General features: G+C 69.6%; 12 protein-coding genes and 1 pseudogene. 7 read left to right on the forward strand and 6 right to left on the reverse strand.

Annotated features, from left to right (window positions below; genetic code table 11):
- Positions 1-2: 2 nt before the first annotated feature.
- Complete coding sequence (locus G6N16_RS03320; RefSeq protein ID WP_083031788.1) at positions 3-896, forward strand: alpha/beta hydrolase; 894 nt, start codon at positions 3-5, stop codon at positions 894-896.
- 5 nt (positions 897-901) lie between these two features.
- Here the strand turns inward: G6N16_RS03320 and G6N16_RS03325 are convergent, their stop codons facing one another.
- A complete protein-coding gene (locus tag G6N16_RS03325; protein ID WP_083031786.1) occupies positions 902-1513 on the reverse strand; it encodes a TetR/AcrR family transcriptional regulator in 612 nt (203 codons plus the stop codon).
- An 83-nt stretch (positions 1514-1596) separates the two neighbouring features.
- Between G6N16_RS03325 and G6N16_RS03330 the strand changes: the two genes are divergently transcribed.
- From G6N16_RS03330 to G6N16_RS03345, 4 genes are read left to right on the forward strand one after another with little or no spacing between them, the layout of a single operon-like run.
- The gene (locus tag G6N16_RS03330; protein WP_083031785.1) at positions 1597-3567 is read left to right on the forward strand and encodes a flavin-containing monooxygenase; all 1971 of its coding nucleotides are present in this window, start codon (positions 1597-1599) and stop codon (positions 3565-3567) included.
- The gene (locus tag G6N16_RS03335) at positions 3564-4100 is read left to right on the forward strand and encodes a hypothetical protein (protein WP_133052960.1); all 537 of its coding nucleotides are present in this window, start codon (positions 3564-3566) and stop codon (positions 4098-4100) included. The genes G6N16_RS03330 and G6N16_RS03335 overlap by 4 nt, the downstream gene beginning before the upstream one ends.
- A 55-nt stretch (positions 4101-4155) precedes the next feature.
- Positions 4156-4404 (forward strand): hypothetical protein, encoded by a 249-nt coding sequence (locus G6N16_RS03340; protein ID WP_083031782.1) that lies wholly within the window; start codon positions 4156-4158, stop codon positions 4402-4404.
- Between the two features lie 59 nt (positions 4405-4463).
- Positions 4464-5309, forward strand: a complete 846-nt coding sequence (locus G6N16_RS03345) for a rhomboid family intramembrane serine protease (protein WP_083031780.1) — start codon at positions 4464-4466, stop codon at positions 5307-5309.
- A gap of 4 nt (positions 5310-5313) precedes the next feature.
- Here the strand turns inward: G6N16_RS03345 and G6N16_RS03350 are convergent, their stop codons facing one another.
- Genes G6N16_RS03350 through G6N16_RS03370 form a run of 5 tightly spaced genes read right to left on the reverse strand, consistent with a single transcriptional unit; the run spans position 5314 to position 11472 of the window.
- Positions 5314-6810 (reverse strand): AMP-binding protein, encoded by a 1497-nt coding sequence (locus G6N16_RS03350; RefSeq protein ID WP_083031779.1) that lies wholly within the window; start codon positions 6808-6810, stop codon positions 5314-5316.
- On the reverse strand, positions 6807-7592 hold the full coding sequence (locus tag G6N16_RS03355) for an SDR family NAD(P)-dependent oxidoreductase (RefSeq protein WP_083031777.1): 786 nt from the start codon (positions 7590-7592) through the stop codon (positions 6807-6809). The genes G6N16_RS03350 and G6N16_RS03355 overlap by 4 nt, the downstream gene beginning before the upstream one ends.
- Positions 7593-7594: 2 nt before the next feature.
- Positions 7595-9112 carry an AMP-binding protein gene (locus G6N16_RS03360; protein WP_163787756.1) on the reverse strand — a complete coding sequence of 506 codons (1518 nt, stop codon included), beginning with the start codon at positions 9110-9112 and terminating at the stop codon, positions 7595-7597.
- 3 nt (positions 9113-9115) lie between these two features.
- On the reverse strand, positions 9116-9850 hold the full coding sequence (locus G6N16_RS03365) for a GntR family transcriptional regulator (protein ID WP_083032401.1): 735 nt from the start codon (positions 9848-9850) through the stop codon (positions 9116-9118).
- A complete protein-coding gene (locus G6N16_RS03370) occupies positions 9847-11472 on the reverse strand; it encodes an SMP-30/gluconolactonase/LRE family protein (RefSeq protein ID WP_110810920.1) in 1626 nt (541 codons plus the stop codon). Before G6N16_RS03370 ends, G6N16_RS03365 begins: the two co-directional genes overlap by 4 nt.
- A 146-nt stretch (positions 11473-11618) precedes the next feature.
- Here G6N16_RS03370 and G6N16_RS03375 point away from each other — a divergent pair.
- Together G6N16_RS03375 and G6N16_RS03380 are read left to right on the forward strand one after the other, a co-directional pair.
- Positions 11619-12452 (forward strand): annotated as a pseudogene (locus tag G6N16_RS03375) (SDR family NAD(P)-dependent oxidoreductase); the annotation flags it as partial.
- A 109-nt stretch (positions 12453-12561) separates the two neighbouring features.
- Entirely contained in the window at positions 12562-13929 is a 1368-nt protein-coding gene (locus tag G6N16_RS03380; protein ID WP_083032405.1) for an aromatic ring-hydroxylating oxygenase subunit alpha, read from the forward strand.
- Positions 13930-13935: the final 6 nt, after the last annotated feature.

Genomic DNA, 13935 nt, shown 5'->3' on the forward strand with positions numbered 1-13935 from the left:
CGGTGCGCGACCGGCTCGCACCGCGGCTGCGTGAATTCGCTGACCTCCGAACGGTTATCGACGCCGAGGTCCTCGACGGCGTGCGCGCGGGCATCGATGCCCGCCGCCGCACCGAAGCCGCGGGCATGGATGTCACCGGGCTGACCGTGAGCGACGCGGTGGTGCCCGTCGGCGACCGTGAGATCGCGGTGCGGATCTACCGCCCGGCCGACCCGGTAGCGTCCGCGTTGTTCTGCCACTCCGGTGCGTTCGTGCTGGGCAACCTCGACATCGACCATCGCCTGTGTGTGGAGCTGGCCCGCCGCGCCGGGGTGTCCGTCATCTCGGTCGACTACCGGCTGGCACCGGAGCACCCGTACCCCGCCGCGCTGACCGATGCCCTGGACGCGCTGTCCTGGATCGCCGACACCGCGGCGGGCCCGGTCGGGGTGATCGGCAGCAGCGCCGGGGGATGCCTGGCCGCGACGGTGGCCCAGCGCAGCGCCGACGGGCACGCGCCGACCCTGGCCTTTCAGGTGCTGCACCAACCGGTGCTCGACGACCGGCCCAGCCCGGCCAAGGAGGAGTTCACCGCGGCGCCGGGCTTCGACGGGCCGGCCGCGGTACAGATGTGGCGGTACTACCTGGGTGCCCACCAGCCGGAGGCGGCGTCGGTTCCCGGCCGCCGGGAGGACCTGACCGGGCTGGCCCCGGCGTTCGTCAGCTGCGCCGAACTCGACCCGCTGCGCGACGAGGCCCTGGACTACGCCATCCGACTGACCTGGGCGCAGGTGCCGACCGAACTGCACTTGTTCCCCGGCGCCTGCCACGGTTTCGACGCCCTGGCGCCGGACTGGGAACTGAGCAGAACGCTGTTCGAGCTGGTGGCGGCGTTCATCCGCAGGCGGGTCGGTTGACCGCGCTACCGGTGGGCGGCGGCGCTGCGGGCGGCCGCCAGGATCGCGGCGTGCGCCAGCTCGGCGGCGGTGCGCCAGTCCTTGCCGCCCTCGATCTGCACCGCCGCGGTGAAGTGCGGGCTCAGGTGCGCGCCGACGGTGTCGACCAGGATCGCCGGGGGCGGCTGCGCCGAATCGGACACCGCCAGCCATACCGTCTCCGCGACCCGCGTGGCGACCTCGCGAAAATCCCTGCGGCGCTGGCGTTCCGAACGCGCCAGGTCGACCGGGAGATCCGACCGCGACGCCAGCTCGAAGAAACCGGGCCCGATGACGGCATTCATCCGGTGCGCCTCGGCGCAGGTGATCTGCAGCCAGCCGTCCAGGTCCCCGTCGTAGCGGGGGAGTTGGCGGCCGTAATTCTCCATGCCCGCGTCGAACGCGGCGGCGATCAGTGCCTCGCGGCTGTTGAACATCCGGAACAGCGTGCGGCGGCTGACCCCGGACGCCTCGGCCAGCTGGTCCATGGTGACGTCGAGACCGGTGTCGAGCACCAGGCGCCGGCTCGCGGCCAGGACGTGTTCGGCCGCGGCTCGGCGTTTGGCCTCGGTCAGCGACCGCGCGGTCGATTCGGACACCGGGGCAGCCTATCCGAAAACCACTTCTTGACACTAAGCAGTGCCATAAAAGACACTCTGAGATGTCACAGAAAGGGGTGCGCATGGACACCGCGCAGCTCGACGGCATCCGGATAGGCCGGCGCCACCTACGGTTCGACCCGATCACCGACGACGACGCCACCATCGCCGCCCACCTGGAGCAGCTGTCGGTACCCGCGCTGATCGCATCGGTCGTCGGTATCACCGGCGACCCGTCCCTGCTGCGCACCGCGATCCGGCCGCGGGAATTCATCCAGAACGAGTTCCAGGGCAAGATGACCCCCGCCGAACTGGCCGAGCTGCGGCGCCGGGCGCTGGCCGGCGTCACCGCTTGGCGCGACGCCGGCTGCCCGCAACCACGCGACCCCAGCCCGGAGCTGATCCGCGAGACCATGGAGTGGATCAACTGCGGCCCGGTGCCCGACGACTACGCGGCGCTGTACGCCGAGGAGATGGACCTGGCCGGCGCCAACCCCCGGGCGATCGGCCTGGCCGGCGACGCCGTCATCCCGCCGGGCTTCTCGGTGCTCATCATCGGACTCGGCGAGGCCGGGCTGCTGGCCGCGCTGCGGCTGCAGGAGGCCGGGATCGCCTTCGAGATCATCGAGAAGAACGACGACGTCGGCGGCACCTGGTACGAAAACTCCTATCCCGGCTGTCGGGTGGACGTCGCCAGCCACTTCTACTCCTACTCGTTCACCCATGCCGACCAGTTCTCCGACTACTACGCGCGCCAGCCGGAACTACACCGCTACTTTCGCGCCCTGATGGACGAGTTCGGCATCGGCGAGCACGTGCACTGGGGGCACGAGGTCACCCGCGCCGAATGGGACGAGGACGCCGGGCGGTGGACCGTCACCGCGACCGCAGCCGATGGGACACGTCTGACCCGCAGTGCGACTGTCGTTTTCGCCGGTGTCGGGTTCCTCAATCGGCCGCTCATCCCGGATCTTCCGGGCCTGGAGCGTTTCGCCGGGCCGGTGTTCCACGCCGCCCGGTGGGACCACGACGTCGACCTGACCGACGCCAGGGTGGCGCTGGTGGGCGCCGGTGCCAGCGGCTTCCAGATCGGCCCCGCCATCGTCGACGACGTCGCCGCGCTCACGGTGTTCCAGCGCACGCCGCAGTGGATGGCCCCCAATCCGCGCTACCACGCCGCCGTCGGCGACGGGGAGCACTGGGCGATGCGGCACCTGCCCGGCTATTCCCGCTGGTATCGGTTCATGCTGATGCTGCAATCCAGCGACAAGATGCTGGATCTGGTTCGCGCCGACGAGAACTGGCCCGACTTCCCGCGCACCGCCAACGCCGCCAGCGCCGCGCGCCGCGAAGTGTTCGTCAACTGGATCACCGACCAGCTCGGCGAGGATCCGGCGCTGATGGCCAAGGTCACGCCGAACTACCCGCCGATGGCCAAGCGAATGCTGCAGGACAACGGAAGCTGGCTGCGCTGCCTGCGCCGCGACCACGTCGAACTGGTCACCGACCCCATCCTGGGCATCGACGAGACCGGAATCCTCACCGAGTCCGGGCATCACGACACCGACGTCATCGTGCTGGCCACCGGGTTCCGGGCCAGCGAGATGCTCTGGCCGATGGATATCATCGGCCGCGACGGTGTCTCGATCGCAGACTGGTGGGACGGAAAACCGGCCGCCTACAACGGAATCTCGGTCCCCGGGTTCCCCAACTTCTTCATCTTCTCCGGGCCCGGCACCGGACTCGCGCACGCCGGCAGCGTCATGTTCATGACCGAATGCCAGATGCGTTACGCCGGAGCGGCATTGCAGACGCTGATCGAGGGCGGTCACCGCAGCATCGAACCCAGCGAGGCTGCCTACCACCGGTACCGCGACCGGCTGCAGACCGAGATCTCGGCGCTGATGTGGGGCCACCCGAGCATCGAGCACTCCTGGTACAAAGCCGCCGACGGCAACGTCTACGTGCTGAGCCCGTGGCGCTCGGTGGACTACTGGACGATGACCGGCGCCGTCGACCCGGACGATCACGTGCTGAACGGAGCGCACCGATGACCCACTCACCGATGACCGGCGACCCGGAAGAGGAGTCCATGACAGACCGACTGAGTTACCGGCTCGACGTCATCGGTGCCGACGTGGCCGACGTCGTCACCGGCACCGGCGGGTGGATATTCGACCGGTCGATGGACGGCTGGACCGTCACCGTCCTGTGCCGGACCGACCCCACCGACTCCGATGCCCGGGCGCTGCACATCCTGGGCGCGCAGGCCGAACGGATTACCGCCGGGCTCGCCGGCCGACGCCCGGACGCCGTCGCCGTCTCGGCGGCCGTGCTGCGGGAGGTTCCCGCGATCCGCGAGCAGCTACTGGGCCTGCAGGCCACCGGTTCGGTGGCGATCACCGTGTGGGGCGGCGACGGTCCCGGCACCCCGCCGTGGCAGGGCTCCCATCGGCTGAGTGCGGCCGCTCGCGCCTTCAAGGCGCAGGCGTTGTTGGCCGCGGCCGGCGGGCGGGGCCCGGCCGGCGCCGACGAGCCGTACCGCCGCGGGATCGCGCAGCGCGCCGACGTCGAAAACGCCGGTTGAGCCGACTTCGGCGAAAATCCGGCCAAAACGCCTGATTTCGGGGTGATATGGATCCATGAGGTCGATGGTGCGGCGGGTGCTCGGTCACCGGGTGAGCGTCGAGGCGCTGATCGAGGTCGGGCTCTGGCTGGCGCTGCCGTACCTGCTGATCGGGATCGGCTACTCGTTCCTGACGGCCGACCGGGTGGACTTCATGGAGGCCCAGCTCAGCCACTACCTTCCGGCCGGCGCCAATGTCGCGGCCTTCGGGGAATCGATTCTGCTGTGGCCGTTGCTGGTGCTGCACCCGCTGTTCTGCATCTGAGCACCCGAGGACGAAGTCCTGACCCGATCCGGGTCCCTCCCGGGCTATGTTTGATCCCGATGAGCACACCGAATACCCCGCCGGCCTGCTATCGGCATTCCGGTGCACCGGCCCGGGTCGCCTGCACCCGCTGCAACCGCCCGATCTGCCCGGACTGCATGACGACGGCCGCGGTCGGTTTCCAGTGCCCGGACTGTGTGCAGGAGGGCAAGAAGTCGGTGCGCGCGGTGCGGACGGTGTTCGGCGGCCGGGTGCACGACGGCCGGCCGTTGGTGACCTACACGCTGATGGCCGCCTGCGCGGTGGTCGGGGTGCTGCAGATCGTCATCCCGGGTTTCACCCAAGACTTCAGCATGTGGCCGCTGCGCGTCGCGTTCTTCGACCAGTGGTACCGGATGATCACCTCCGGATTCCTGCACTACGGCGTCGTGCACCTGCTGTTCAACATGTGGGCGCTCTACGTGGTGGGCCCGCCGCTGGAGTCCTGGCTGGGCCGCGCGCGATTCTCGGTGCTCTACGGCGTGAGCTTGCTCGGCGGGTCGACGCTGATCTATCTGATGGCCCCGCTGAACACCGCGCACGCCGGGGCGTCCGGTGCGATCTTCGGGCTCTTCGCCGCGACCTACGTGGTCGCCAAGCGGCTGCAGTTCGATGTGCGGTCGGTGACGATGCTGATCGTGCTCAACCTGGTCATCACCTTCGCCATCCCGGGCATCAGCTGGCAGGGACACGTCGGCGGCCTGATCACCGGCGCACTGATCGCCTGCGCCTACGCCTTCAGTCCCGAGCGCTACCGCACCCTGTTCCACGTCGGGGTTCCCGTCGCCCTGCTGGCGGTATTCGTCACCCTCACCGTGTGGCGCACCGAGCAACTGCGTTCCCTGATCACGATCGTCAGTTCCTGAGGCGTTAAAGCCGGTCCCGCAGTTCCCGTTTGAGCACCTTGCCGTAGGAGCTCTTCGGCAACTCGTCGACCAGCACGTACCGTTTCGGCCGCTTGAACCGGGCGATGCGGTCCAGCAGATGCGCATCGAGTTCGTCGGTGAGGCCATCGCCCGCCGCGGGACCGGGCACCACGAACGCCACCACCACCTCGCCCCACTCGGGATCCGGCGCCCCGACGACGGCGGCCTCGACGACGCCGGCGTGTGCGATCAGCGCCTCCTCCACCTCACGGGGATAGATGTTGGAGCCGCCGCTGATCACCACATCCTTGGAGCGGTCCCGCAGGGTGAGATTGCCACGTTCGTCGAAGGTACCCATGTCGCCGGTGTGCAGCCAGCCGTCGACCAGGGTCGCCGCGGTGGCCGCGGGATTGCGCCAGTAGCCCGACATCACCACGTCGCCGCGACAGACGATCTCGCCGATTTCCCCGATATCGGCGGGGCTGCCGTCGCCGCGGAGCACCGCAACCTCGACACCCGAGCGGGGATACCCGACCGAGCCGAGCACCGCATCCTCGGCCCACCCGCCGTCGGGCCCGAGGTGATCGCGACGGCGCAGGCCGGTGATGGTCATCGGTGCCTCGCCCTGGCCGTAGAGCTGGGTGAAGACCGGGCCGAACGCGGCCATCGCGGCCTTGAGGCTCTCCACGTACATCGGGCCGCCGCCGTAGACGATCGTGCGCAGGTGCGCGGGTCGTTGCCGCCCGGTGGCGACCAGCCGGCCGACCATGGTGGGCGCGAGGAACGCCGCGCACCCCGGATGGTGTCCGCACAGGTCGAGGAACTCCTCGGCGTCGAACACCCCCGACGCCGGGATCACCTGGCGCGCCCCGCGCAGCACGTACGGTGGGATGTAGAGCCCCGAGCCGTGCGACATCGGTGCGGCGTGCACCAACGCGGCGTGCTCGTCGGGATCGTCGAAATCGGCCAGATGCGCCACCGTCATCGCCATCAGGTTCCGGTGCGAGAGCATCGCGCCCTTGGACCGCCCGGTGGTGCCGCTGGTGTAGAACAGCCAGGCCAGCGCGGCCGGGTCGGTGTTCGGCGGGAGGGTGGGGGATTCGGCGAACCACTGTCGGTACTCGTCGCCGCCGATTCGGCACACGGGTGCACAGTCCTGTTCGACCAGCCCGGCGGCGAGCTTGTCCGAGGTGAAAACCATTGCTGCACCAGAGTCTTCGAGGATCTGGCCCATCTCGCTCGCGTGCAGTTTGTAGTTGATCGGCACGTACACGCATTCGGCCGCCCAGATGCCGAACATCAACTCCAGGATCTCGGGACGGTTCTCGGCGGCCACCGCGATCCGCGCACCCGGCCCGAAACGCTCGCGCAGCGCCGCGGCCAGCCGCAATGCCCGGTCCCGCAGCTGCGCCCAGGTCGCCACCTGCCGGGCGCCGTGGAACACCGCACCGGCATCGGGGAACCGGGCGGCGGCCTGATCCAGCACCGCGAACACGTTCACGGCTGCTCCCACCGGCTGGAAAGGGCATATTCGGACAGGTATTTCGTCGAACTCCAGCCACCGTCGACAACGATGGTCTGCCCGTTGATGAAACTCCCGCCCGGCGAGCACAGGAACGCCACCGTCGCGGCGATGTCCTCGACCCGGCCGAGCCGGGTGTGCGGCGTCATCTCGGTGTTGATCCGGCGGAACCGGTCGTCGTCGAGGCGGTGCTCGACCATGGGGGTGACGGTGACCCCCGGCGCCACGGCGTTGCACCGGATGCCCTGGGCGCCGTACTGGCAGGCGATATGGGTGGTCAGCGCGGTCAACCCGCCCTTGGCCGCCGAGTACGCGCCGCCGCGCAGGCCGCCGACGACGGCGAACGTCGAGGTGATGTTGATGATCGCCGAACCCGGCTGCAGGTGCCCGATGACCTCGCGGGCCAACCGGAACGGCGCCCGCAGCATCACCCCGAGGAACCGGTCGAGGGTCTCATCGTCGGTCTCGTGCAACGGTTTCGGGCTGCCCAGCCCGGCATTGTTGACCAGCACGTCGATCCGGCCCCAGCGCGCAAGTGCCGCCGCGGTCACCCGCGCCGGTGCGTCGTCGTCGGTTAGGTCGACGGCCACCGTCGCGACCGAGTTCGGGTCGCCGGTCGCCTCGGTCACCGCCTCGGCCAGGGCGGCCAACCGTGGCTGGTCCCGGCCGGTGCCCAGCACCGCGTAGCCCTGACGCGCAAGTTCGACGGCGCAGCCGAATCCGATGCCGCTGCTGGCACCGGTGACAATGGCGACCGGCATGTTCACCCCTCCCCGGTCTCCGGGCACAGTGTCGCCCGGATCTGCTGCTTGAGAATCTTCCCGGCGTCGTTGCGCGGCAGTGACTCCCAGATCTCCACCCGTTCCGGCACTTTGAACAGCGCGAGCCCGGCTTCGGTCAGCACGGTGCGCAGTGCGGAGACGTCGGGCACCGGCGCGCGGTCATCGGGCACGATGACCGCGCACGCCCGCTCGCCGGTCCGCCGGTCGGGGATACCCACCACGGCCACCTCGCTGATGCCCGGTGCGGTGGCGAGAATATCCTCGATCTCCTTGGGGGAGATGTTCTCCCCGTTGCGGATGATGAGGTCCTTGCACCGGCCGGTGACCACCAGATAGCCGTTGTCGATCCGACCCAGGTCCCCGGTCCGGAAGAACCCGTCGTCGTCGAAGGCGTCGGCGGTGTCGCGATTGTGCCGGTAGCCGAGCAGCATCTGCGGTCCGCGGGCCCGGATCTCGCCGTCGACGATGCGGAGCTCGGCGATGCCGGCGCGACCGTCGGTGTGCGCGGCGTGCTCGGTGTCCCCGGGGTCGGGCGAACCGACGGTGGTGACCGGAACCTCGGTGGACCCGTACACCCGGGTGACGACGGCGTTGTCGAAGAAGTCGGTCGCGTCCAGGATCAACGACGGCGGCACCGACGCCCCGCCACAGATGAACACCTTCAGATCCGGCAGCCGACTGCCGGCGCGCCGGGCGGCTTCCAACAGACCGGTCAAAAACGGTGTGGCCCCGGCCATATGGCTGCACCGGTGAGTCTGCATGAGTGCGACGGCGACGTCGGGGTCCCAGCGTTGCATCAGCACCGCGGTGCTGCCCAGCAGTAGCGGAGCCTCGAATGCGTAGATGGATCCGCCGATGTGGGCGATCGGCGACGGCACCAGGAAGGTGTCACCGGACTCGACGCGCCAGTAGTGCCCGATCTGGGTCAGCAGGGCGCGCAGTCCACGTTGGCTGTGCAGCACACCCTTGGGCGCCGCCGTGGTACCCGAGGTGTACAGCAGCAGTGCCACGGCATCCGGATCGACGTCGGGCAGCGTGACCGCGGGCGTACCGCTGAAAAGTTCTTCGTACCCGGTGAATCCGGTCTCGGCGCCGCGGACCACCACCACCTCCGGCGGGGTGGGCAGATCCGCGGTCACCCGGGCCAGCATCGCCGGATAGTCCTGGCCGCGATAGAGCCCGGGGATGACGATCATCGCCGCCCCGGTGTCTTCGAGGATGTAGCGCAGTTCGCGGTCCCGCAACGACGGCAGGATCGGATTGACCACCATGCCCGCCAGCGTCGCGCCGAGATAGACGATGGCGGCCTCGTGCCAGTTCGGCAGCATGAACGACACCACCGAGCCCGGTTCGAACCGGCGCAGCAGCGCCGCGGACAGGGTGCGGGCCGCGCGGTCGGTACCGGCGGCGTCCAGGCGCACGTCGTCGTCGATCAGCAGAACCCGTTGTGGGGTAAGGATGGCTGCGGTGGCCAGTGCGTCGGCGAGCGCGGTAGCCACGGCTCAGCCCGAAATCCGGCGCAAGGTCATGGAATACCGGTAACGCGACGCCGGGTGGGTGTTGATGGTGACCTGGGCGGTCTCGCCGTCGGAGGTGATGTAAGTGCGGCGGACCTCCAGGGCCGCGGTACCCGGATCGACGTCCAGACGGGCGGCCAGGTCGGTGCGCATCAGCACCGCCGAGATCTCCTGGTGCACTTCGGTGATGGTGCGGCCGAACATGTCTTCGATCAGCGGGAACACCGGACCGTTGTGCCGGTGCAGCAGCCGGCCGACCGACGCGAACTCGCGGTTGATGTAGTACTCGGTGAAGCACACCGGGTGCGAGGCTCCGTCGGCCTGCCGGTAGCCGCCGATACCCAGCCACTCCTGCCCGACCGCCAGGCCGGTGCGCTGGGCCAGATCGGCGTCGACGGTCAGCATCCGGCTGGCCTGGATGACCAGGTGCGCCCCGGAGGCGAACGCCATCAGATCATCGATGGACATCACGTCCTGGGCGTAGGAACTGATGGAGGTCCGCGGTACCACCATGGTGCCGGCGCGCGGCTTGGAGGAGATCAGATTGTCCTCCCGCAGCCGGCGCAAAGCCTCGCGGACGGTGTACCGGCTCACCGAAAACCGGTCGCACAGTGCATGTTCGGTGGGCAGCTGGGATCCGACGGGATAGACCCCGTCGACGATCTCCTGCCGCAGCGCCCGGGCGACCTGGAGATATCGGGGATCGGCGGCGGTGTTCACGGACGGGGCTTATCGGGACGCAGTGCCAGCACGCTGCCGTCGGCGTCGGCCGAGACGAACAGGGTGCCGTCGGCGCCGGCGGCGATCCCGGCGAACGGTCCCTGCGGCCCGGAGAACGGCGGCATGCCCAGCAGCGGCTTCGGGGTCACCCCGGTCGGCGCTCCCACCGGCAGCCCGGCGGCGATGACGCTGCGGGTGCCCTCTGCCAGGTCGACGGCGATGACCTCCTTGCTGCCGGCGTCGACGACATAGACCGTGCCGTCGCGCACCAGCAGCCCCTGGGGCTGAACCAATCCCTCGATCAACGGGCGAGAGCGGCCGCCGGCCACCGTTACCACGCGGCCGGCCCCGGACTCGCTGACCAGTACCTCCCCGACGGGGGTGATCGCGATGCCGACGGGCGTGTCCAGGCCGTCGGCCAGGATCTCGGTGTCGCCGTCGCGCACCGCCAGCACCCGTCCGGTGCCCTGCTCCACGGCGAGCGCGGCGCCGTCGGGTGCCAGGGCGACGCCGTAGAGCTGATCGAATCCGCTTGCCAGTACCTCGGTTTCGCTGGTCGCCGGCCGCCACCGTGCCACGTCTCCGTTGGCGGTGGTGACCAGGAACTGCCCCGGTCCGGCGGGGGTGAGACCGCGCAGGAACCCGGGGTAGCCGGGGGTGAACAGCATGCCCGCGATCTCTTTCTCCCCTTTGTCGCCGGGGGAGCCGGTGGACAGCCGGTAGGTGAACGTCCCGTCGGCCACATACAGCGCGCCGTCGTCACCGACGGCCAGATCCAGCGGCCAGTTCAGGCCGCCGGGCAGTGCGGTCCGCACACCGCCGTCGGCGCCGATCTCGGTGATCTCCCCGGTGAAGTTGGAGACGAACAGCCGGTCGCCGACGAGGGTGCAGTTGTCCAGGCCGGGGGACAGCTGCGCCAGCAACGTCTGCGACCCGGTCTGCGGGTCGATCTGCAGCACCTGCCCGCTGAACACCTGGGTGGAGACGATCTGTCCGTCCGGGCCGAACTTCACCGAGTCGGGAACGCCGAGGCCGCCGGCGACGGTCTGCGGCCCGGAGTCGCCGTCGACGTCGATGCGCCAGATCTCGTTGGCGTCCATCACCGGGAAGTACAGCAGGCCGTCCGGGCCGAACTCCATGGCATTCGGTGACGGCAGGTTCTCGCAGATGACCCGGGGTGCGCCGCCGGCCAGGTCGAGCTCCAGCAGCCGGCCGCCGGGCCGGCACTCGCCGACGAACAGCCGCCCGCGGTGCACGGTGATGCCGTTGGCCGACGGGACGTCGTCGCGCAGCACCCGGGTGACGCCGCCGTCGAGCATGCTGACCCGGCCGTTCATCACCTCGGTGGCGATCAGCCGGCCGGCGTCGTCGAAGGCGACGTCGTCGGGACCGACGATGCCACCGCCCTTGGGGCTGATGGCCTCGACCGTGCCGGCGTCGATGTCGAGTGCGCTGACCTGGCTGCCGGTGACCTGCGCGATGTAGACGCGGCCGTCCGGCCCGGTGCGCAGACCGTTGGCGCCGAACACCCGGCTGGGTGGGGTCAGTCGGTGCAGCGTCCAGCCGAAAGCGGTGCTCGAGGGCACGGTGTTGGGATAACGCGTGGTTGATCCGCGGCTCACGGTTACCGACCCTATCAACCATATTTGGTCCAGACAATAGAGCCGAACATTCCGGACTAGCCCCCTTGACTCGCCGCTGAACTGTAGAGAATGATGTTCTTCACTACGGCGAAGGGCATTAATTGTCCGTACAAAAAGGGGTTTGTGTGGCGGATCAGCTGGGCCTGTCGGGGCGTGTGGTGCTGGTCGCCGGCGCGTCCGGCGGCGGCATCGGCACCGCGGTCACCGAGGCCGTCGCCCGCGCCGGCGCCACCGTGGTGGCCCTGGGACGGTCCGCCGAGAAGCTGGAGCGCGACCTCGGTCCCCTGGTCGACGCCGGCCTGCCGATCGTTCCGGTGGCCGCCGACGTCGGCACCGACGAGGGGATCGCCACCGCGATGGCCGCCGCGCGCGCCGCCGACGGCACGCTCTACGGACTGGTGAACATCGCCGGCGGCGCCGACCCGTCGACCTGGATGCCGTGCACCCGGGTCAGCCGCGCGGACTGGCGAAACCTGTTCGCGCAGAACCTGGAGACCATGTTCTTCATGAGTCAGGCGGTGGCCGCCGAACTGCACGCGGCCGGGCTGCCCGGATCCATTGTCTCGGTCTCCTCGATCAGCGGCATGAACAGCGCGCCGCTGCACATCGGATACGGCACCGCCAAGGCCGCGATCGTCGCCGCCACACGCACCATGGCCGTCGAACTGGCCTCCTCGGGCATCCGGGTCAACGCCGTGGCGCCCGGGGTCACCGAGACCCCCGCCTCGGGCACCTACGTCGCCGCCGACCCCGACCGCGACGCCCGCGCCATCGCCATGGGCCGCCGCGGCCGGCCCGCCGAGCAGGCCGGCGCCATCCTGTTCCTGCTGTCCGACCTGGCCGGCTATGTCACCGGGCAGACCCTGTTGGTCGACGGGGGCCTGAACCTGCGCTGGACGCACCTGGGCGCCGACAACACCTCGCTGTTCCTCGCCGACGAGGGGTTCCGCGCCGCCATCACGAGTTGGGATAGGGGTGGCCCCGGTTTCGCCTCGACTCCACCGGCACTCGCTCCGCTCGTGCCACCTCCGTCGAGCCTCGCCGAACCACCCCGTTGGGAGAACCCGAATGACTGACACCGCGGAGCCGCTCTCCGAGCCGATGACCATCGACGTCGCGGCCTACATCAGCCCCGAATACGCCCGCGCCGAGCGAGACCGGTTGTGGCGCAAGGTCTGGCAGCAGGTCGGGCGGGTCGAGGAACTGCCCGAGGTGGGCAGCTACCTGACCCACGACATCCTCGACGACTCGATCATCGTGGTCCGCACCGCGCCCGGAACCGGAGGCGAAAGCTTCACCGCGCACCACAACGTCTGCATGCACCGCGGGCGACGGCTGATCGACGTCCCCGAGGGCGCCAAGCAGGCCGCCGGGCGGGCCCGCAAGTCCTTCGTCTGCGGGTTCCACGGCTGGACCTACGGTCTGGACGGCGCCTGCACCCACATCCGGGAGTGCGACGACTGGCAGGGCGCGCTGACCGCCGCCAACACCCATCTCGCGCCGGTGCGGGTGGACACCTGGGGCGGGTGGGTGTGGATCAACATGGATCCCGACGCCGAGCAGCTGGCCGACTACCTGTTTCCCGCCGCGAAGATCCTCGACCCGTTCGGTCTGGAGAACATGCGCTGCAAGTGGCGCAAGTGGGTGCACTTCGACTGCAACTGGAAAGTCGCCCTGGAGGCGTTCAACGAGACCTACCACGTCTTCACCACCCACCCGGAGTTCAACCGGTTCGGCGAGTTCAAGGGCTGGGCGCGAGCCCAGGGCCGGCACAGCAACATCGGCTACGACGCGCCCAAAGATCTGGAGGAGACCCAGTCCAAGATCCGCCTCGGCACCGGCGATCCCCGGATCTCCACCGCTGAGATGCAGATCTACACCATGGAGGAGACCAACGCGACGACCACCGAGACGCTGGTCAACGCGGCCCGGCGGCTGGTCGACGAACTGCCCGAGGGCACCCCGGCGGACAAGGTGCTGGAACACTGGCTGGCCTCCGCGCGTGCCGACGACGCCGCCCGCGGCGTGGTCTGGCCGACCATCCCGGCCGACATCCTCGGGCAGAGCGGAACCGCCTGGCAGATCTTCCCGAACTTCCAGATCGGCCAGGGCCTGACCAGCGCGCTGTGCTACTCGGCGCGGCCCGACCCGAGCTACAACCCCGACAAGTGCATCTTCGAGGTTTCGGTCTTCGAGCTGTACCCCGACGGCGCCGAACCCGAAACCGATTGGGAATACACGCCGGTCGGCGACCCGCGGTGGCGATCCGTGCTGCCCCAGGACTTCTCGAACATGGCGGCCGTGCAGCAGGGCATGAAGTCGGCCGGCTTCCCAGGGACCCTGCCCAACCCCTATCGCGAACGCAGCACCGTCAACCTGCACTACCAACTCTCGACCTATATGGGGACCGGTGTGCCCCGCGAGCTCGACCACTGAACCGCG

The sequence above is a fragment of the Mycolicibacterium insubricum genome (genome assembly GCF_010731615.1).
Taxonomy (GTDB): Bacteria; Actinomycetota; Actinomycetes; order Mycobacteriales; family Mycobacteriaceae; genus Mycobacterium; species Mycobacterium insubricum.